Source organism: Variovorax sp. Soil_C_26 (genome assembly GCF_057657075.1).
Genome location: NZ_JBDGJC010000005.1, coordinates 236,518 through 253,643 on the forward strand (window position 1 = coordinate 236,518; position 17,126 = coordinate 253,643).

Sequence of the window (17,126 nt, forward strand, 5' to 3'; positions counted from 1 at the left end):
GTGCGAGGCGCCGCAGCCTTGGCGCCGGCGTTCAGTCGGCGCTGGCCTGGACGACCGAGAACGCGGCGGCCAGTTCGGTGCGGGCACCGACGGCCACGCGCTCGAATGCCGGACGCATGGCGGCGGTGATCGGCGCGCCGCCTTCCTGGGCGATCGACGCGGGGTTCTGGTATTCGCCGTTCACGCGGAACTCGAAATGCAGATGGGGTCCCGTCGCCCAGCCGGTGGAGCCCACGGCGCCGATCTTCTGGCCCTGGCTGATGCTCTCGCCGGTCTTGACCTCGATCCGGCTCAGGTGGGCGTAGGCCGTCTGCTGGTTGTTGCGGTGCTTGATGATGACGATGTTGCCGTAGCCGCTCTGCGTGCCCGCGAAATCGACCGTGCCGTCGCCGACGCTGCGCACCGCGGTGCCGGTCGGGGCGGCGTAGTCGACGCCGTTGTGCTGTCGCCAGCTGTTCAGGATCGGATGCATGCGCATCGCAAAGCCGCTCGACACCCGCGTGAACTCGACCGGCGAGCTCAGATAGGCCTTGCGCAGGCTGTCGCCGTTCGGGCGGTAGTAGCTGCCCTTCTGACCCGGGGGCTGGAACCAGACGGCCTGGTGGATCTTGCCGTTGTTCTCGAACTCGGCCGAGAGCACGCGGCCGCTGCGCAGCGCCTGACCGTCGGCTTCGAAGGTCTCGTAGACCACGGCAAAGCGGTCGCCCTTGCGCAGCGCGCGCACGTCGACGTCGCCCGCGAAGATGTCGGCCAGCTGGCTCGCCACGTTATCGGGAATGCGCGCATCGTCGGTGGCCGCGAACAGCGAGGTGCGGATCGTGCCGCTCGCGAGGCGCGAGCCCGGGGTCAGCTCGTCGTTTTCGGTGAGCGCGACGAAGCCGGAGGGCGTGCGCTCGATGACGAAGCGCTTGAAGCTGCCGTCACCATCGGGAATCCAGCGCGCGCTGAGCTTCTGGAGCTGGTTTTCCTGTGTGGCCTCGGCCGTGACGGTGCGTCCGGCGCGGGCGAAGAGGGCCTTGCGCGCATCGCCGCTGCTGCGAACGAACGCGGCGGCGGCCGGGTCGGAAATGCCCAGCCGCTTCAGCAGCGCCTCGGCCGTGTCGCTCGAGCGTGTGACGTCGGTGCGAAACAGCGTGAAGCTGAAGCTCTCGAGCGACTCGCTCTGTTCCGCGAAGGACAGGGGCGAGACCGCCTCGAGCACTTGCTGCACGGGAAGGTCGGATGCGTCGGGGCCGAGGGAGGCCACCGCCAGGGTTCCGGCGCTCAGCAAAGCCGCCGCAATGGCCGCGGTGATCTGCTTGGGGTAGGTCCGGAACGTATAGGCCACGCGAGAAGCCAGGAGCTCCTCGGCGGCAAGAATGCCGTTGATCAAAACTGTGAATTCCAGCTCAGGTTCTGCAAATCCGTGCTGCAGAAGCCCAGGGCGGACAGGGCGGCAGAACGGTGCGGAAAGCAGCGCCGCTTAGAATTCGGCGCTTGTAAGTCGGGCTGAGTATAGCTTCGGCAGCCAGAAAACCAGCGAAAAAAGCCTATGAAAGCCGAATCTGTTACATCCGCCGACCTCTCTGATGGTGTAAGACGAGCGCTCGAAATCTCCCTCCGGGGCGCTGACGAGTTGTTGCCGCAAGACGAGTGGGTCCGCAAGCTGCAGCGCTCGGAGGCCACGGGGACCCCGCTGCGCATCAAGCTGGGCATGGACCCGACCGCGCCGGACATCCACGTCGGCCACACGGTGGTGCTCAACAAGATGCGCCAGCTCCAGGACCTGGGCCATCGGGTGATCTTCCTGATCGGGGATTTCACGACCACCATCGGTGACCCGTCCGGCCGCAACAGCACGCGGCCCCCGCTGACCCGAGAGCAGATCGAGGCCAACGCCCAGACCTACTACAAGCAGGCCAGCCTGGTCCTGGACCCCGAGAAGACCGAGATCCGCTACAACTCCGAATGGAGCGACCCGCTCGGCGCCCGCGGCATGATCCAGCTCGCGGCCAAGTACACCGTGGCGCGCATGATGGAGCGCGACGACTTCAACAAGCGCTTCAAGGCCGGCCAGTCGATCTCGGTGCACGAGTTCCTCTACCCGCTGATGCAGGGCTACGACTCGGTGGCGCTGAAGAGCGACCTCGAGCTCGGTGGCACCGACCAGAAATTCAACCTGTTGGTCGGCAGGCATCTCCAGCAGGAATACGGCCAGGAGCCGCAGTGCATACTTACTATGCCGCTGCTGGAGGGGCTCGATGGCGTCGAGAAGATGTCCAAGAGCAAGAACAACTACATCGGTATCAGTGAAGACGCCAACACCATGTTCGCCAAGGTGCTGTCGATCTCCGACGACTTGATGTGGCGTTGGTACCTGCTGCTGAGCTTCCAGTCGCTTGCGCAGATCGAGGCGCTCAAGGCCGAGGTCGCGGCCGGGCGCAATCCCAAGGACGCCAAGGTGGCGCTGGCCAAGGAAATCACCACGCGCTTCCACAGCGCGGCGGCAGCCGAGGCAGCGGAGCAGGATTTCATCAACCGCAGCAAGGGCGGTGTGCCCGACGACATTCCCGAGGTGGCCCTTTCGGGCGCGCCGCTCGGCATTGCGCAACTGCTCAAGCAGGCGGGGCTCGCGCCTTCGACCTCTGAAGGCAACCGGCTGGTCGACGGGGGCGGCGTGCGGGTCGATTCGGTGGTGGTCAGCGACAAGGCGCTGAAGCTGCCCGCAGGCAGCTACGTCGTGCAGGTCGGCAAGCGCAAGTTCGCGCGGGTGACCCTCTCCTAACGAACCTCGATCGTCACGCGCCGGTTGCGTAGTTCGTGCGTCTCGTCGGGCGTGGGAACGGCGAGCTGCCGTTCACCGCGGCCCACGGCCTCGATGCGCGTGGGCGGAAACTGCCTTTCGATGAAGAGCTGCGCCACTTCCTGGGCACGGCGCCGGGAGAGCAGGTCGTTCTGTTCGAGCGGCCCGGTGGTGTCGGTGTGCCCGGTCACCACGATATCGCTTCCGCTGCGGGTCTGGGCCGCGATCAGCGCTTGGTTGATGACGTGCTGCGAGTCGGCCGTGAGCGTGGTGCCCCCGAGCTCGAAGTACACCGTGTAGTGCTGCGCCGGGGGTGGCCGCATCTCGAAGAGCGGCTTGTACTGAGCCTGCACCTTGGCGGGGTCGGCCTGATCGACAGCCACGGCGCCCGAGGCGCCGCCCGCAGCGGTTGCGCGCTGGTAGGGCTCGGAAAGAACCTGCTCTGCGTCCTTCATGCGCACCACGACGGCCGACGGCTGGCCGTTCGCCTGGGGCAGCAGCAGCACCCGGGTCTGCGGCGTCGAACACCCCACGATCAGCACGGTGGCCGCCAGCAGGAAAGAAAGGACGACGTTGCGCGCGCCGAACCGCATCATTGCTGGGCGTCGGTCTGCACGATGAAGTCGGTCCCGCGAATCCCGATGGTCGCGGTCTGCGTCTCGACCCGGACCGCTTCGGGGTTCCGCTTGCCGATCAGGCCGGTGATCATTCGCATGGAGCCGCGCAGCAGCGAGACGAGCATGCCGCCTTCGTGCGTGGTGGCGTTGAAATGGAACTCCTTCAGGTCGAGCCGGGACGAGGGGCCGACCACCAGCGTCGTGTCGTCACGCAGCACCACCGAAGCAGAAGAAGCGGGTCCGGTCACGATCCGGTCCACCGGCGCGAGCGCATCGCCTGCGCTGGCCGCACGGGTTGCGCCACCGGGGCCGAGCAACTGAACGTCGCCGCGCACCGATTTCACGAAGCCTGCCTGCACCTCCGGGCGGGGGACGGCCGCAGGTGACGGGGGCTGCGCTTGCGACACTGCGGCGATTCCCCACATGGCCAGGGCCCCCAGGGCGTTCACGATTTTGTTCATATCCGCTTCCTGTCGTCGGTTGTTCTTTTGATTTCAGAATGTTAAGCGCATCCACCCCAGGGCGCGGTGCCATCCATCCATAATCCGACGCCGGCTGGCGATCTTTTCCCGCATTTCGTTGATCTTTGTGGCTTCGCTCACTCCCGCCTCCGCATGAACCTCGCCCCGACGACCCTGCTGCGTGTTTCCATCGCCGTGGCGCTGGCCACGATCCTGCTGAAGGGGATGGCGGGGTACCTGACGAACTCGATGGGCCTGATCTCGGACGCCATGGAGTCGTTCGTCAATCTCGCCAGCGCGATGTTCGCCCTGGCCATGGTGACGGTGGCCGCTCGGCCGGCTGATGAAGACCATCCCTACGGCCACCACAAGGCCGAGTACTTCTCGTCGGGATTCGAGGGCATCCTGATCGTCGGCGCGGCGGCCGCGATCCTCTGGGTCTCGGTGGAGCGGCTGCTTTCACCGCAGCCGCTCGAGCAACTGGGATGGGGCCTGGCGCTGTCGGTGCTCAGCTCGTTCTTCAACGCGGCGCTGGCGTTTGCACTGTTCCGCGCGGCGCGCACCCACCGGTCGATCGCGCTCGAAGCCGATGCGCGGCATCTGATGACCGACGTGTGGACCTCCGCCGCGGTGCTGATCGGCCTCGTCGCGGTGCATTTCAGCGGCTGGCTCTGGCTCGATCCGCTGTTGGCGATCGGCGTGGCGCTCAACATCGTGCGCGAAGGCGTCAAGCTGGTGTGGCGATCGTCGCAGGGGCTGATGGACGAGGCGCTGGACGCCGACACCATCGCCACGCTGCAGGCCACGCTCGGCGGGTTCGCCGCACGCCAGCCCGAAGGCGCACGCATGCGCTTCGACGACATGGTGACGCGCCGGGCAGGTCAGCGCCGCTTTGCCGACCTGCACATGCATGTGCCCGGCGAGTGGACGCTGCAGCATGCCGCGGCCATGCGCGACCAGCTCGAGCAGGCGCTGATGGATGCCGTGCCGGGCCTGCGCGTGACCATCCAGCTGCTGCCGCTCGGCATGGAGGCGCGCGCCAACCGACTCGAGGAGAAGAACGCATGAAGGTTGTGGTCCAGCGCGTGGCGCGCGCACGCGTGGAAATCGGTGGCGAGGTCGTGGGTGCAATCGATGCCGGCCTGCTCGTGCTGCTGTGTGCCGAGCGCGGCGACGGCGAGGCGCAGGCCGACCGGCTGCTTGCCAAGCTGCTGAAATTGCGCATCTTCTCCGACGAGGCCGGCAAGATGAACCGCAGCGTCCAGGACATCGGCGGCGGCCTGCTCGTGGTGAGCCAGTTCACGCTGGCGGCCGATGTGAGCGGCGGCAACCGCCCCAGCTTCACCCAGGCGGCCGCGCCCGACGAGGGCCGGCGGCTCTATGCGTACTTCGTGGCCCAGGCCCGCGCGGCGCATCCGGTGGTGGCCACGGGCGAGTTCGGCGCCGACATGCAGGTGCACCTGGTCAACGACGGACCGGTGACGATCCCGATCCAGATGAACTGAGGCGCCGGCCGGGCCGGTGTCAGGCGGGTTCCGGTGCGCGCCGCAGCGCCGCTTCCCAGAGCACCTTGGGGAATTCGTAGCGCATGACGGTGCGCTCCTCGAGCCCAATCCATTCCCATCCCGAGGCGAACATCCGTTCCACGGCGTCGCGATCGAAGAAGCGCTTGTCCCAGCCGTCGACGCGCAGGAAATACGGGTCGTCGGGGTCGATGCGCGGATGGTCGCCGCCGGCGCCATGGTGTACGTCCTGCACCGAATTCAGGCGACACAGCAGCAGCCCGCCCGGCCTGAGTACCTGGCGGATGCGCGCGGCGAGCGCGAGCGTCTCGGGCCAGCTGAAATAGTGCAGCGACAGGCTTGCGAGCACGGCACCGACCTCGCCCGGGGCGCGTTCGCCTACGGGGAAGGGCGCGCGCAGGTCCTGCAGATGGAAAGCCGCGCCGGCCGGCACGCGTTCGCGCGCCTGGTCGATCTGCGTGGGCAGCAGTTCGATCGCCACCACGGGCAGTCCGGCCGCCGCCAGCACCTCGGTGTCGCGCCCGGTGCCGCAGCCGAGTTCGAGCACGGGCGCGCCGCCCGCGGCCTGCACGCTCGTCTGCAGCAGCGGCAGCCAGCGCGGCAGCCAGTCGTCGGGCGTGCCCTGCAGCATGCTCAGCGCCCGCCGCGGTAGGGATTGCGGATGCCCAACCCCGCGAGGATCTCGATCTCGCGTGCTTCCATGGCCTCGGCATCGGCCTCGCCGGTCTCGTGGTCCCAGCCTTGCGCATGCAGCGTGCCGTGCACGAGCAGGTGCGCATAGTGCGCGGCGAGCGTCTTGCGTTCGGCCTTCGCCTCGGCGGCGACCACCGGCGCGCACAGCACCAGATCGGCCATCACCAGGGGGCGCTGGGTGTAGTCGAAGGTCAGCACGTTGGTGGCGTAGTCCTTGCCGCGAAACTCGCGGTTCAGGCGCTGGCCCTCGTCGGCATCGACGACGCGGACCGTGATCTCGCCGTCGGTCTCGAGCGCGTGTCGGATCCAGCGTGTCACCGCATGGCGCGGCAATGCGGCGCGGTGCCGTTCGACACCCTGGAAGCGGCCGAACTGCAGTGACAGCGACAGTGCGGGAAGCGCCATGTCAGCCGCCCGCGCGCTTGCGCTGGCCGTCGTAGGCGTCGACGATCTTGGCCACCAGCGGATGCCGTACCACGTCGACGCTCGTGAAATGCGTGATCGCGATGCCGTTGACGCGCTTGAGCACGCGCTCGGCGTCGATCAGGCCGCTCAGCTGTTGCTTGGGCAGGTCGATCTGGCTCACGTCGCCCGTGACCACGGCCTTGGCGCCGAAGCCGATGCGGGTCAGGAACATCTTCATCTGCTCGGGCGTGGTGTTCTGCGCCTCGTCGAGGATCACGAAGGCGTTGTTGAGCGTGCGCCCGCGCATGAAGGCCAGCGGCGCGATCTCGAGCGCGTTGCGCTCGAAGGCCTTCTGCACCTTCTCGAAGCCCATGAGGTCGTAGAGCGCGTCGTACAGCGGGCGCAGGTAGGGATCGACCTTCTGCGTCAGGTCGCCGGGCAGGAAGCCGAGCCGCTCGCCGGCCTCCACCGCCGGGCGCGTGAGCACGATGCGCTGTACCGCGGCGCGCTCCAGCGCATCGACTGCGCAGGCCACCGCGAGGTAGGTCTTGCCGGTGCCGGCCGGACCGATGCCGAAGGTGATGTCGTGCTTGGCGATGTTGTCGAGGTACAGCGCCTGCGTGGGCGTGCGTGCGCGCAGGTCGGTACGCCGGGTCACGAGCATCGCCGCGTCTTCGTTGCCACCCGTCATCGAGCCGTCGCCGGCCAGCGTGAGCTGCACCACGGCGGGGTCGATCGGGCGCTGGGCGATCTCGTAGAGCGCCTGCAGCACGTCCATCGCACGCTGCGCGGCCGCCTTGGGGCCGTCGATCTTGAACTGCTCGTGGCGGTGCGCGATCTTCACGCCCAGCGCCTCCTCGATGCGGCGCAGGTGCGCGTCGAGCGGGCCGCAGAGGTGGCCGAGGCGCGCGTTGTTGGGCGGGGAGAAGGTGTGTCGCAGAATCACGCCGGACATTTCAAGGAAAAAGGGCTCCCATGATAGGCAAACTCACCGGCATCCTGGCGGAGCGTAATCCGCCCCAGGTGGTCGTGGACTGCAACGGCGTCGGCTACGAAGTCGACGTGCCGATGAGCACGTTCTACAACCTGCCGAACGTCGGCACGAAGGTGTCGCTGCTCACGCATTTCGTGGTGCGCGAGGACGCGCAGATTCTCTACGGTTTCGGCAGCGCCGAGGAGCGTGCGGCGTTTCGGCAACTCATCAAGATCACGGGCGTGGGCCCGCGCACCGCGCTCGGCGTGCTCTCCGGCATGAGCGTGGGCGAGCTGTCGCAGGCCATCACCACGCAGGAGCTCGGCCGCCTCGTGAAGATCCCGGGCATCGGCAAGAAGACCGCCGAGCGGCTGCTGCTCGAGCTCAAGGGCAAGCTCGGCGCCGACATCGGCCTGCCGGCCCACGCGGCGAGCGATGCGCAGGCCGACATCCTGCAGGCGCTGATCGCGCTCGGCTACAGCGACAAGGAGGCGGCGCTGGCGCTCAAGGCGCTACCCAAGGACGCGAGCGTGAGCGAAGGCATCAAGCTCGCGCTGAAGGCGCTTGCCAAATAGGCTTTGAAGCCTTCAAGGCACCCACCAGTAGCGCAGCGCATGAAAGTACACCGGCGCCGCGAAGATCACCGAATCGAGGCGGTCGAGCATGCCGCCATGGCCCTCGATCATCGATCCCCAGTCCTTCACGCCGCGGTCGCGCTTGATGGCCGACATGACCAGGCCGCCGAAGAAGCCCATGAGGCAGACGGTCAGCGAGATCAGCGCCGCCTGCCACGGGTTGAATGGCGTGGCCCACGAGAGCGCGGCGCCGAGTGCGGTGGCGCTCGCGACGCCGCCGACCAGGCCCTCCCAGGTCTTGGACGGCGACAACTCGGGCGCGACCTTGCGCTTGCCGAAGAGCTTGCCCCACACGTACTGCAGCACGTCGCTGCCCTGCACCACGATCACGAGGAAGGCGATCAAGAGCAGGTTGCGGCCCTCGAAGCCCGGAATCTGCAGCGTGAGCAGCGCGGGCACGTGGCTGATGCAGAACACGCACACCATCAGGCCCCACTGGATTTTCGAGGTGCGTTCGAGAAAGCGCTGCGTGTCGCCGCCCACCGCCGCGAGGATCGGCAGCACCAGGAAGGCATACACCGGAATGAAGATCGAATAGAGGCCGTACCACTCGATCCACACCAGGAAATACTGCACCGGCAGGCCGATGTAGAACGCCGCCGCGATCGCATGGTGGTCGCCGCGGCGCGTGTAGGCCAGGCTGATGAACTCGCGCAGCGCATAGAACGAGATCAGGTAGAACAGCACGATCACGCCGCCCTTGCCGAAGGCGAACGCCAGCCCGATCGCCGCGACCATCACCCACCAGGCGTTGACGCGCGCATTGAGGTTGTCGATCACCGAATGGGGCTGGCCGTGCGCCACGCGCCATTTCAGCGCGGCGCCGATGGCCGAGGCGAGCAGCAGCACGCCGAGCACGCCGCCGAAGAGCTGCATCGTGGTCTGCGCGAAGGGCGGAAGGTCGATCATGCCGCGCTCCCGGTGGCGTTTTCGGTTGTGCTGTTCTCGGTCCGGTCGTATTCGGGCCGCAGGTCGAGCATCGCGGCGCGGGCGCGCGTGAGAAAGCTCGCCTTGTCCTCGTCCTCGCCCAGCACGAGGGGTGCGCCGTAGCGCACGGTGCAGGCCAGCGGGATCGGCACCAGCGTGCCCTTGGGCAACACGCGCTTCAGGTTCTCGATCCAGACGGGCACGAGCCGCACATCGGGGCAGGCGCGCGCCAGGTGGTAGAGGCCACTCTTGAGCGGCAGCAGGATCTCGTCGCCGGTGTTGCGCGTGCCCTCGGGAAACATGATGAGCGAATCGCCGGCATCGAGTGCGGCCTTCATCTGCTCGACCGGGTTCTCGCCCTGGCCCGTGCCGTCGCGCCGGATCATCAGCGCGTTGAACACGTCGCGGCCGATGAACTGCCGCAGCTTCGAGGCCATCCAGTAGTCGAGGCCCGCCACCGGCCGCGTGAGCGCGCGCAGGTCCGGCGGCAGCGTTGCCCACAGCAGCACGAAGTCGCCGTGGCTCGTGTGGTTGGCGAAGTAGAGCGTCTGCTCGGCCCGGGGGCTCGTGCCCGACCAGATCGCGCGCACGCCGGTCAGCAAGCCCGCCGCACCGATGATCAGCTTGCCGGCCACCAGCGCGAGCGCGCGGCGCACGATGCCGCCTGCGGAGGAAGAAGGAGAAGGAGAGGGGTTTGCGTCGTCGTTCAAGTGAAGTCCTGTGTCAGGAGGGCGAGCAGGAACAGCGCGCTCTGGCAAGCCACCACGATCGCGTGGCGCTGCAACAACTGGCGGGTGCCTTGCACGCGGTCGCCCAGCGGCCGCGCGGTGGTGGTAGCGGTGGCGGTGCGCAGGCCAAGCCGCTCAAGGGCCTGGTCGAGCGCGTCGAGCGATGCGATGGCGCCGCGCGCGAGGTCGTCGAACAGCGCACGGTCGAGCCGCAGCCGGAACGCGAAATAACGCTCGAGCGCGCCGAGGATCGCCACGGCCCCGAACGCCATGCCCGGCGTGGCCGGCAGCGCGCGCAGCGTGAGCGCGAGCACCAGGGCCGAGATCGCGGTCAGTGCAAAACCCCAGGCGGCAAGCACGCCGCCGGCGCGCAGCAGGCCCGCGAGCGCGCTGCAGGTGGCGCGGTCCGCGTCATTCATGGGGCGGTGCGCCCGGGGCGGTGAGGGTGACGGGCGCCGCGTCAAGCGGCGCGAGCGCCACGAACCAGGCCGGCCGCAGCACGATCTGCGGCCGCGCGCGGCGCACCGCGGCCTCGGCTTGCGCCATGCCGCCCGCGTCGCCATGGCCGCCGAGCCAGGCGATCACCGCGGCTGCGCTGCGCGAAAAGCCGAGGGCGCAGCAGACCCACACCGGGGCGTTCGGCTCCGCACGTCGCTGGCCCTCGATGACGGCCGCCGCGCGCCGCAGCCGCACCGTGGGCGGCGCGACGAGGTCGAGCATCGGCACGCAGCGCGCATGCGGCAGCGCCGGTGGCAGTTGCAGCTCGGCGCACAGGCTCACGAGCCGCGGGCGGCCGGCGGCTTCCCATTCGTCCGGCGATGGCACGCGGCCCAGCCAGAGTCCCGGCACCACCTCCGCCGCGGCGGGCAGCCTGCGCGTCCAGAGCCAGGCGTTGACGGCCGCGCCGAGCCGGTAGGGCGCGAACAGCCAGCGCGCGGCCCAGCCCATGCGCCCACGGCCGTCGATCTGGAACCCGCGCGCGCCGAACCCGGCGTAGTTGAGCGCCACCAGCGCGAGCGAAGCAGCCGGCCACGCCAGCCACAGCCCGAAGCCGCCGAGCCACAGTGCCAGCACCAGGCACGCCAGTGCGCCCGCGGCATAGAAGCCCGCGAGCTTCCAGCGCTGCGGATCGCGTGCGAGGCGCCAGGCGCGCGGCATCGACACCGTGCGCGAAAGCGGCCACAGCCAGATGCAGAACAAGCCGAGCAGCGCGCCCGTCGGAATGTCGATGAAGTGGTGCTGCCAGGTGGTCAGCACCGAGGCACAGATCGCGAAGGCCCACAGATGCAGCACCCACCGCGCCCACGTCGCGCGCACGAACTGGCGGTACCAGTCCCAGAGGATCACCGCCAGTGCAATGTGCAGCGACGGCGCCTGGTTGTAGGGCTGGTCGAAGCCGCGCAGCGCCTCGAACAGGAAGGCCGGTGCGCCCGCTACCGCGGGCTGCCCGAAGCTGAAGTGCAGCGGCCAGAGCACGAAGCAGCTGCAGGCCACGAGCGTGGCCGTGAGGAGCCGGGCGCCATGGCGGTCGAGCGTGTGGCGGTCGCGCGCGAGAAACAGCGAGAGCGCGTAGAAGACGTTGATGGTCCAGTACGGAAAGATCGTCCAGGGCCAGAACGGCACCTGCCGCTCCCAGTCGAAGACCATCGACGGCACCTGGGCGCGCGTGGTGGCCCACCAGTTCGCGAGGCCGTAGGTCAGGTAGAACAGCGGCCCCAGCACCGCAAGCCATGCGGCGGCCCGCTTCCACGGTCTTGCGGCGAACCAGGCGCGCATGGCGGGTTCAGTGGCCGGTGCGCACCGCGAGCGAGACGGTGAAGATGCCCCACTCGTCCACGCGCTGGTCGATCTTGCGGAAGCCCGCTTCTTCTACCAGCTGGTCCATCTCGGCCTGCGTGCGGCGGCGCATTACCCAGGCTTCGCCCTGGCGATGGCTCGTGAGCGCGCGCGCGATCATCTCGAGCTGCGGATGCCAGGGTTGTCCGGTGTAGACGAGGTAGCCGCCGTCTTCCACCGCATCGCCCACGCCCGCGAGCGAGCGCTGCACCATCTCGTTGTCGGGAAAGAGCTCGTACAGGCCCGACACCACCGCCAGCGTCGGCCGCGGCACCACGCTCGCGAGGCTCAGGCGGTCGAAGGCGTCGGCCTGCACGAACTGCGCAACGTCCTCCAGCCCCTTCTCGGCGATCAGCGCGCGGCCGTCGCGTACGTTGATTTCGCTGTAGTCGCGCAGCAGGACCGACGCGGCCTTGATCGGGCTCGCCACCACCGAGTCGAGCACGTAGCGGCCGTGGCCCGCGGCAATGTCCATCAGGCGCACCTCGCGGTGCATCTCGGCCAGCCGCTCCATCGCGATGCGCAGCAGCTCCTCGACGTGGACCTTGCGCTGGCGGATGCCGCGCCAGCCGATGGCGTCGAGGTAGTTGCGGTCGACTGCGCGGCCCAGCGCGCCCTTGCCGCGCGCCTGGTTGCGGTAGACGTAGTCGAGCGTGCTGCCCGAGTCGAAGCCGGTGTCGTGGCCGAGCCGCACGCCATCGGACACCTTGCCGCCAAAGCGCAGTCCCGCGCGCGTGAGCGACCAGTACAGCCCGCGCGGCGAGAGCGGCGGCAGCGGCTCGGCGAGCGCGCGCGACTCGTCGGCGGTCGGGCCGGCGAGGTGCGCGGCGCGCAGGTCGACCGGCGCCGGCGCCTCGTCGAACAGCTGCAGCACGAACGCGCGGATCGCCTGCACCGCCGGCGCGCGGTCGCGCTCGCCCAGCGTGTCGTGAAAGAAGCCCGGCAGTTCCAGCTTGCTCTTGACCGCGCTGCCCAGCCGCTCGAAGAAGCGGTGCTGCGGTTGGTGGTGCACCACCCAGTCGGCGCCCGAGATCAGCAGCTGCACCGGCTGCGTGATCGCCTGCGCGTCGGCCACCACGCGATCGGCCGCCTCGTACAGCCCGAGCAGGATGTTGACCGCGATCGGCCGCGAGATGAGCGGATCGTTCTCGTAGCTCGCGATGCGCTCCGGGTCGTGCGTGAGGAACTTCGCCTTCACGTAGCTGTTGACGAAGAACAGCCCGCGCAGCTTGTGCATCAGCGCCAGCCCGGGCCGCGCGAACGGCACGTAGAGCTTGACCTTGAAGGCCGGCGAGGCCAGCGTGAGCCCGCGCACCTTGGGCGCGTAGTCGTGGGCCCAGGTGGCGACGAGCACCGCGCCCACGCTCTGCGCCACCACGTGGATGTCGGCCTCGGCCACGCCGTGCGCCCGGCCGAGGTGCTGGACGAAGGTCTGCACGTCGCGCACCGAGGTGGCGAAACTCGGGCTGTAGCCGCGCTGGCCGGGCGAGCGGCCGTGGCCGCGCGCGTCCCAGGCGAAGAAGTCGAAATCGGGCAGGTCGAGCTCGTCGACCAGGTGCGCCATGCGCGCGCCGTGCTCGTGGCCGCGGTGGAACAGCACGATCGCGCCGCGCCGCGCACCGCCGCCCGTGGCGGGCCAGTGCCGGTAGAACAGCGTCTCGCCGTCGTGCGTGCGGAACTGGTGCTCGGCCAGTGGCCGGTGCGTCACGGCGAAAGGCGTCGTGTCGTGGAGGGGTTCGGTCATTGATTCCTTGTTGTTTGGGGGGACGGGGCCGTTTCGGCCTCGGCCAGGGCGCGCCGCACGCGGTTGGCCACGGTCCAGGCCACCAGCAGCGCCAGCACCGGCATGAGCCAGGCCGTCCAGCCCGGCAGCGGCCCGCCGAGAGCGACGTAGAGCCCGAGCGCGCCGAACACGAAGGCGCGGTCGCTCTTGCCGAGCGGGCCGTCGTAGCGGCGCGAGGCGCCCACGGTGGGACCGAGCGCGCCGGCGAATTCGCTGAGCCCGGCCAGCACGATCACCGTGCCGACCCAGAATGGGCTGAACGGCGCCACCAGGGCGAACGGCAGGTACAGCGCGGCGTCGGAGACCACGTCGGTCAGTTCGTTGAGAAAGGCGCCGAGCCGGCTTTGCTGCCCGTGCTCGCGCGCCAGCATGCCGTCGACGGCGTTGAAGGCCATGCGCACGGCCATCCAGGCCGGCACCAGCCCGAAGGCCGCGAGCGAGGTCGCCGCGAAGAAAAGCCAGAGCCCGAGCACGACCGACACCGCGCATGCCGCAAGCGTGACCTGGTTGGCGGTCACGCCCAGCGCGTGCAGCCGTACCACCAGCGGCCGCAGCAGCGCCTGGAAGCGCGGCTTCAGTTCGTAGATCGACACGTGCAGGCTTCTCCTCGCTTGTGATGTGGCCGGAGCATTCTGCCAGTGTGGCAGGCACTAAACTTGACTTCGCAGACCTCTATTCAATGACCATCCAGACCGACGATTTCGCCCCCGCCCCGCCTCGCGTGGTGTCCGCCGCCCCGGCTTCGCCGCAGGAAGAGGCCATCGAGCGCGCGCTGCGCCCGAAGCTGCTGGACGAATACGTCGGCCAGGCCAAGGTGCGCGAGCAGCTCGAAATCTTCATCGGCGCGGCGCGCAAGCGCAAGGAAGCGCTCGACCACGTGCTGCTGTTCGGCCCGCCCGGCCTCGGCAAGACCACGCTGTCGCACATCATCGCGGCCGAACTCGGCGTGAACCTGCGCCAGACCTCCGGACCGGTGCTCGAGAAGCCCAAGGACCTCGCGGCCCTCTTGACCAACCTCGAGCCCAACGACGTGCTCTTCATCGACGAGATCCACCGCCTGAGCCCGGTGGTCGAGGAAATCCTCTATCCCGCGCTGGAGGACTACCAGATCGACATCATGATCGGCGAGGGCCCCGCGGCGCGCAGCATCAAGCTCGACCTGCAGCCCTTCACGCTGGTGGGCGCCACCACGCGCGCCGGCATGCTCACCAACCCGCTGCGCGACCGCTTCGGCATCGTTGCGCGGCTGGAGTTCTACACGCCCGAGGAACTCGCGCGCATCGTGCGCCGCAGCGCCAGCCTGCTCAAGGTCGAGACCGACGAAACGGGCGGCTTCGAGATCGCACGCCGCTCGCGCGGCACGCCGCGGATCGCCAACCGCCTGCTGCGCCGCGTGCGCGACTATGCCGAGGTGAAGGGCAACGGCCGCATCACCGAAGACATCGCCCACAAGGCGCTTGCCATGCTCGACGTCGATCCGCAGGGCTTCGACCTGATGGACCGCAAGCTGCTCGAGGCCGTCATCCATCGCTTCGACGGTGGTCCAGTGGGGCTGGACAACGTGGCGGCCAGCATCGGCGAGGAGCGCGACACCATCGAGGACGTGATCGAGCCCTACCTGATTCAGCAGGGCTACCTGCAGCGCACGCCGCGCGGGCGCATTGCCACGCTCGCGGCCTACCGTCACCTCGGCGTCACGCCGCCCTCGAGCCGCGCCGAGGGGCAAGACCTGTTTGGCATCTGATATTTCCCCATGCATACCCATGACCTGAGCGCCTGGCAGCACGATCACCATTTCGGCGCCGGCAACGAATCGGCCGAGCGCAGTACGCGGCTCGTGATGTGGATCACCTTCGCGGCCATGGTGGTCGAGATCGGCGCGGGCTGGTGGTTCAACTCCATGGCGCTGCTGGCCGACGGCTGGCACATGAGCTCGCATGCGCTGGCGATCGGGCTCAGCGCGTTCGCCTATGCGGCCGCGCGGCGCTACGCCCGCGACCCGCGCTTTGCGTTCGGCACCTGGAAGATCGAGGTGCTCGGCGGCTTCGCGAGCGCGCTAATGCTGCTGGGCGTGGCCGCGCTGATGGTCGTGGGCTCGATCGAGCGCCTGCTGTCGCCTTCGGTCATCCACTACCGCGAAGCCGTGGCGGTGGCGGTGCTCGGGCTGGTGGTCAACCTGGTCTGCGCGCGGCTGCTCGGGGCGGCGCACCACCACGGGCTTGGCCACGGCCATGCGCACGGCCATGCGCACGGCCACGATCACGGCCATGAACATGGCCATGAACACGGCCACGACCTGAACCTGCGCTCCGCCTACCTGCATGTGGTGGCCGATGCCGCCACCTCGGTGTTGGCGATCGCGGCGCTGCTCGGCGGCTGGTTCTTAGGCTGGTCCTGGCTCGACCCGCTGATGGGCATCGTCGGCGCGGTGCTGGTGTCCATCTGGGCCAAGGGGCTGCTGAAGGAAACCGGCAAGGTGCTGCTCGACCGCGAGATGGACCATCCGGTCACCGCGGAGATCCGCGACGGTGTGGAGACGATGCTGGCCGATTCGCACACCCGCGTGGCCGACCTGCACGTCTGGCGCGTCGGCCGCGAGGCCTATGCCTGCGCGCTCACGGTGGTGACGCATTCGCCCACGCTCTCGGCCGACGAGGTGCGGGCCTGCTTCTCGATGCACGAGGAGATCCGGCATTCGACGGTCGAGATCCAACGCTGCGTCGACTGAAGTCGATTCATCTTCTTGCTCCTTCTCCCCGCTTGCCCCCACCCCAGCCCTCCCCCGGGAGGGGAGGGAGCAAGTCCGGCGTTGCGCGGGCCACACGTCACCGAAACGTCACGCCAGCGCCATCGCGCGGTCACGCCGGGGTGGGAGCCTACCCGTCCATGCAACGCGACGATGCTTTCCTCCGCGCATGGCGCGACACCGCGACCCGGGCCCCCGAGCCGGAGGACGACGATCCCGCGCGGGCGCCCCTGCGCTATCGCACGCTCTGGATCTCCGACCTGCACCTGGGCACGCCCGGCTGCCAGGCCCGGGCGCTGCTCGACTTCCTGAAGCACACCGAGTGCGAGACGCTGTTCCTGGTCGGCGACATCATCGACGGCTGGCAGCTCAAGCGGAACTGGTACTGGCCGCAGGCACACAACGACGTGATCCAGAAGCTCCTGCGCAAGGCGCGCAAGGGCACGCGCGTCATCTTCATTCCGGGCAACCATGACGAGTTCGCGCGCAAGTACCTGAACCACAACTTCGGCGGCATCGACGTGGCCGAGGAGTGGATCCACGAGACCGCCGACGGCCGCAAGCTCTGGATCATCCACGGCGACCTGTTCGACGGCGTGATCCAGTGCGCCAAGTGGCTCGCGCACGTGGGCGATTCGCTCTACGAGTTCACGCTCAAGCTCAACCGCTATCTCAATTCGCTGCGCGCGCGCATGGGCCTGCCGTACTGGTCGCTGTCGAAATACCTCAAGGGCAAGGTCAAGCGCGCCGTGAGCTACGTCGGCGACTTCGAAGGCGCCGTCGCGCGCGAGGCCCGCAAGCGCGGCGTGCAGGGCGTGGTCTGCGGCCACATCCACCATGCCGAGATGCGTGACATCGACGGCATCCTCTACTGCAACGACGGCGACTGGGTCGAGAGCCTCACCGCGCTGGCCGAGCATGCCGACGGCACGCTCGAGATCATCGACTGGGCGCAGCACATGCCGGTGCCGGTGAAGGCCGGCGCACCGCGCGAGCCGGCGGTGGCCTGAAGCCAAC

General features: G+C 68.8%; 19 protein-coding genes. 7 read left to right on the forward strand and 12 right to left on the reverse strand.

The window, feature by feature from the left end; genetic code table 11:
• Positions 1 to 31: 31 nt before the first annotated feature.
• The gene (locus AC3A6G_RS16845; RefSeq protein ID WP_487874112.1) at positions 32 to 1,372 is read right to left on the reverse strand and encodes a peptidoglycan DD-metalloendopeptidase family protein; all 1,341 of its coding nucleotides are present in this window, start codon (positions 1,370 to 1,372) and stop codon (positions 32 to 34) included.
• A 159-nt stretch (positions 1,373 to 1,531) separates the two neighbouring features.
• On the opposite strand from AC3A6G_RS16845, the gene tyrS reads away from it, so the two are divergent.
• A complete protein-coding gene (gene tyrS / locus AC3A6G_RS16850) occupies positions 1,532 to 2,764 on the forward strand; it encodes a tyrosine--tRNA ligase (RefSeq protein WP_487874113.1) in 1,233 nt (410 codons plus the stop codon).
• Here tyrS and AC3A6G_RS16855 read toward each other — a convergent pair.
• Positions 2,761 to 3,378, reverse strand: coding sequence for an OmpA family protein (locus AC3A6G_RS16855; RefSeq protein ID WP_487874114.1), 618 nt, complete (start codon positions 3,376 to 3,378; stop codon positions 2,761 to 2,763). The genes tyrS and AC3A6G_RS16855 overlap by 4 nt on opposite strands.
• The gene (locus AC3A6G_RS16860) at positions 3,375 to 3,860 is read right to left on the reverse strand and encodes a FecR family protein (RefSeq protein ID WP_487874115.1); all 486 of its coding nucleotides are present in this window, start codon (positions 3,858 to 3,860) and stop codon (positions 3,375 to 3,377) included. Before AC3A6G_RS16860 ends, AC3A6G_RS16855 begins: the two co-directional genes overlap by 4 nt.
• A gap of 153 nt (positions 3,861 to 4,013) precedes the next feature.
• Here AC3A6G_RS16860 and AC3A6G_RS16865 point away from each other — a divergent pair, with 153 nt between their 5' ends.
• Positions 4,014 to 4,928: a cation diffusion facilitator family transporter gene (locus AC3A6G_RS16865; RefSeq protein WP_487874116.1), complete on the forward strand. Its 915-nt coding sequence runs from the start codon at positions 4,014 to 4,016 to the stop codon at positions 4,926 to 4,928.
• Positions 4,925 to 5,365, forward strand: coding sequence for a D-aminoacyl-tRNA deacylase (dtd, locus tag AC3A6G_RS16870; RefSeq protein ID WP_487874117.1), 441 nt, complete (start codon positions 4,925 to 4,927; stop codon positions 5,363 to 5,365). Before AC3A6G_RS16865 ends, dtd begins: the two co-directional genes overlap by 4 nt.
• Positions 5,366 to 5,384: 19 nt before the next feature.
• Here the strand turns inward: dtd and AC3A6G_RS16875 are convergent, their stop codons facing one another.
• Genes AC3A6G_RS16875 through AC3A6G_RS16885 form a run of 3 tightly spaced genes read right to left on the reverse strand, consistent with a single transcriptional unit; the run spans position 5,385 to position 7,436 of the window.
• Entirely contained in the window at positions 5,385 to 6,014 is a 630-nt protein-coding gene (locus AC3A6G_RS16875; RefSeq protein ID WP_487862409.1) for a class I SAM-dependent methyltransferase, read from the reverse strand.
• Positions 6,015 to 6,016: 2 nt separating this feature from the next.
• Entirely contained in the window at positions 6,017 to 6,481 is a 465-nt protein-coding gene (gene ybeY / locus AC3A6G_RS16880; RefSeq protein ID WP_487862410.1) for an rRNA maturation RNase YbeY, read from the reverse strand.
• A 1-nt stretch (position 6,482) separates the two neighbouring features.
• Positions 6,483 to 7,436 (reverse strand): PhoH family protein, encoded by a 954-nt coding sequence (locus AC3A6G_RS16885; protein WP_487874118.1) that lies wholly within the window; start codon positions 7,434 to 7,436, stop codon positions 6,483 to 6,485.
• Between the two features lie 20 nt (positions 7,437 to 7,456).
• Between AC3A6G_RS16885 and ruvA the strand changes: the two genes are divergently transcribed.
• On the forward strand, positions 7,457 to 8,029 hold the full coding sequence (gene ruvA, locus AC3A6G_RS16890; protein ID WP_487862412.1) for a Holliday junction branch migration protein RuvA: 573 nt from the start codon (positions 7,457 to 7,459) through the stop codon (positions 8,027 to 8,029).
• Between the two features lie 12 nt (positions 8,030 to 8,041).
• On the opposite strand, the gene AC3A6G_RS16895 is transcribed toward ruvA, so the two are convergent.
• The 6 genes from AC3A6G_RS16895 to AC3A6G_RS16920 are packed head-to-tail and all read right to left on the reverse strand — an operon-like array spanning position 8,042 to position 13,956.
• A complete protein-coding gene (locus AC3A6G_RS16895; RefSeq protein WP_487862413.1) occupies positions 8,042 to 8,998 on the reverse strand; it encodes a phosphatidate cytidylyltransferase in 957 nt (318 codons plus the stop codon).
• Positions 8,995 to 9,675 carry a lysophospholipid acyltransferase family protein gene (locus tag AC3A6G_RS16900; RefSeq protein ID WP_487874207.1) on the reverse strand — a complete coding sequence of 227 codons (681 nt, stop codon included), beginning with the start codon at positions 9,673 to 9,675 and terminating at the stop codon, positions 8,995 to 8,997. Before AC3A6G_RS16900 ends, AC3A6G_RS16895 begins: the two co-directional genes overlap by 4 nt.
• 47 nt (positions 9,676 to 9,722) lie before the next feature.
• Positions 9,723 to 10,163: a hypothetical protein gene (locus AC3A6G_RS16905; RefSeq protein WP_487874119.1), complete on the reverse strand. Its 441-nt coding sequence runs from the start codon at positions 10,161 to 10,163 to the stop codon at positions 9,723 to 9,725.
• The gene (locus tag AC3A6G_RS16910; protein WP_487874120.1) at positions 10,156 to 11,520 is read right to left on the reverse strand and encodes a phosphatase PAP2/dual specificity phosphatase family protein; all 1,365 of its coding nucleotides are present in this window, start codon (positions 11,518 to 11,520) and stop codon (positions 10,156 to 10,158) included. The genes AC3A6G_RS16905 and AC3A6G_RS16910 overlap by 8 nt, the downstream gene beginning before the upstream one ends.
• A 7-nt stretch (positions 11,521 to 11,527) precedes the next feature.
• Positions 11,528 to 13,324: a bifunctional alpha/beta hydrolase/class I SAM-dependent methyltransferase gene (locus AC3A6G_RS16915; RefSeq protein WP_487874121.1), complete on the reverse strand. Its 1,797-nt coding sequence runs from the start codon at positions 13,322 to 13,324 to the stop codon at positions 11,528 to 11,530.
• Positions 13,321 to 13,956: a CDP-alcohol phosphatidyltransferase family protein gene (locus AC3A6G_RS16920; RefSeq protein ID WP_487874122.1), complete on the reverse strand. Its 636-nt coding sequence runs from the start codon at positions 13,954 to 13,956 to the stop codon at positions 13,321 to 13,323. The genes AC3A6G_RS16915 and AC3A6G_RS16920 overlap by 4 nt, the downstream gene beginning before the upstream one ends.
• Before the next feature lie 86 nt (positions 13,957 to 14,042).
• On the opposite strand from AC3A6G_RS16920, the gene ruvB reads away from it, so the two are divergent.
• The 3 genes from ruvB to AC3A6G_RS16935 all read left to right on the forward strand — a co-directional run bounded on the left by ruvB (position 14,043) and on the right by AC3A6G_RS16935 (position 17,119).
• Complete coding sequence (gene ruvB, locus AC3A6G_RS16925) at positions 14,043 to 15,107, forward strand: Holliday junction branch migration DNA helicase RuvB (RefSeq protein ID WP_487874123.1); 1,065 nt, start codon at positions 14,043 to 14,045, stop codon at positions 15,105 to 15,107.
• A 9-nt stretch (positions 15,108 to 15,116) separates the two neighbouring features.
• On the forward strand, positions 15,117 to 16,091 hold the full coding sequence (gene dmeF / locus AC3A6G_RS16930) for a CDF family Co(II)/Ni(II) efflux transporter DmeF (RefSeq protein WP_487874124.1): 975 nt from the start codon (positions 15,117 to 15,119) through the stop codon (positions 16,089 to 16,091).
• 158 nt (positions 16,092 to 16,249) lie between these two features.
• Positions 16,250 to 17,119, forward strand: a complete 870-nt coding sequence (locus AC3A6G_RS16935) for a UDP-2,3-diacylglucosamine diphosphatase (RefSeq protein WP_487874125.1) — start codon at positions 16,250 to 16,252, stop codon at positions 17,117 to 17,119.
• Positions 17,120 to 17,126: the final 7 nt, after the last annotated feature.

Excerpts from the sequence above, each read along its gene's own strand:
- AC3A6G_RS16855 (WP_487874114.1), bottom strand. The coding sequence starts at position 3,378 with ATGATGCGGTTCGGCGCGCGCAACGTCGTCCTTTCTTTCCTGCTGGCG.
- ruvB (WP_487874123.1), top strand. The coding sequence starts at position 14,043 with ATGACCATCCAGACCGACGATTTCGCCCCCGCCCCGCCTCGCGTGGTG.
- dtd (WP_487874117.1), top strand. The coding sequence starts at position 4,925 with ATGAAGGTTGTGGTCCAGCGCGTGGCGCGCGCACGCGTGGAAATCGGT.
- AC3A6G_RS16875 (WP_487862409.1), bottom strand. The coding sequence starts at position 6,014 with ATGCTGCAGGGCACGCCCGACGACTGGCTGCCGCGCTGGCTGCCGCTG.
- dmeF (WP_487874124.1), top strand. The coding sequence starts at position 15,117 with ATGCATACCCATGACCTGAGCGCCTGGCAGCACGATCACCATTTCGGC.
- AC3A6G_RS16910 (WP_487874120.1), bottom strand. The coding sequence starts at position 11,520 with ATGCGCGCCTGGTTCGCCGCAAGACCGTGGAAGCGGGCCGCCGCATGG.
- ybeY (WP_487862410.1), bottom strand. The coding sequence starts at position 6,481 with ATGGCGCTTCCCGCACTGTCGCTGTCACTGCAGTTCGGCCGCTTCCAG.
- ruvA (WP_487862412.1), top strand. The coding sequence starts at position 7,457 with ATGATAGGCAAACTCACCGGCATCCTGGCGGAGCGTAATCCGCCCCAG.
- AC3A6G_RS16865 (WP_487874116.1), top strand. The coding sequence starts at position 4,014 with ATGAACCTCGCCCCGACGACCCTGCTGCGTGTTTCCATCGCCGTGGCG.
- AC3A6G_RS16935 (WP_487874125.1), top strand. The coding sequence starts at position 16,250 with ATGCAACGCGACGATGCTTTCCTCCGCGCATGGCGCGACACCGCGACC.
- AC3A6G_RS16885 (WP_487874118.1), bottom strand. The coding sequence starts at position 7,436 with ATGTCCGGCGTGATTCTGCGACACACCTTCTCCCCGCCCAACAACGCG.
- AC3A6G_RS16860 (WP_487874115.1), bottom strand. The coding sequence starts at position 3,860 with ATGAACAAAATCGTGAACGCCCTGGGGGCCCTGGCCATGTGGGGAATC.
- AC3A6G_RS16905 (WP_487874119.1), bottom strand. The coding sequence starts at position 10,163 with ATGAATGACGCGGACCGCGCCACCTGCAGCGCGCTCGCGGGCCTGCTG.
- AC3A6G_RS16915 (WP_487874121.1), bottom strand. The coding sequence starts at position 13,324 with ATGACCGAACCCCTCCACGACACGACGCCTTTCGCCGTGACGCACCGG.
- AC3A6G_RS16895 (WP_487862413.1), bottom strand. The coding sequence starts at position 8,998 with ATGATCGACCTTCCGCCCTTCGCGCAGACCACGATGCAGCTCTTCGGC.
- tyrS (WP_487874113.1), top strand. The coding sequence starts at position 1,532 with ATGAAAGCCGAATCTGTTACATCCGCCGACCTCTCTGATGGTGTAAGA.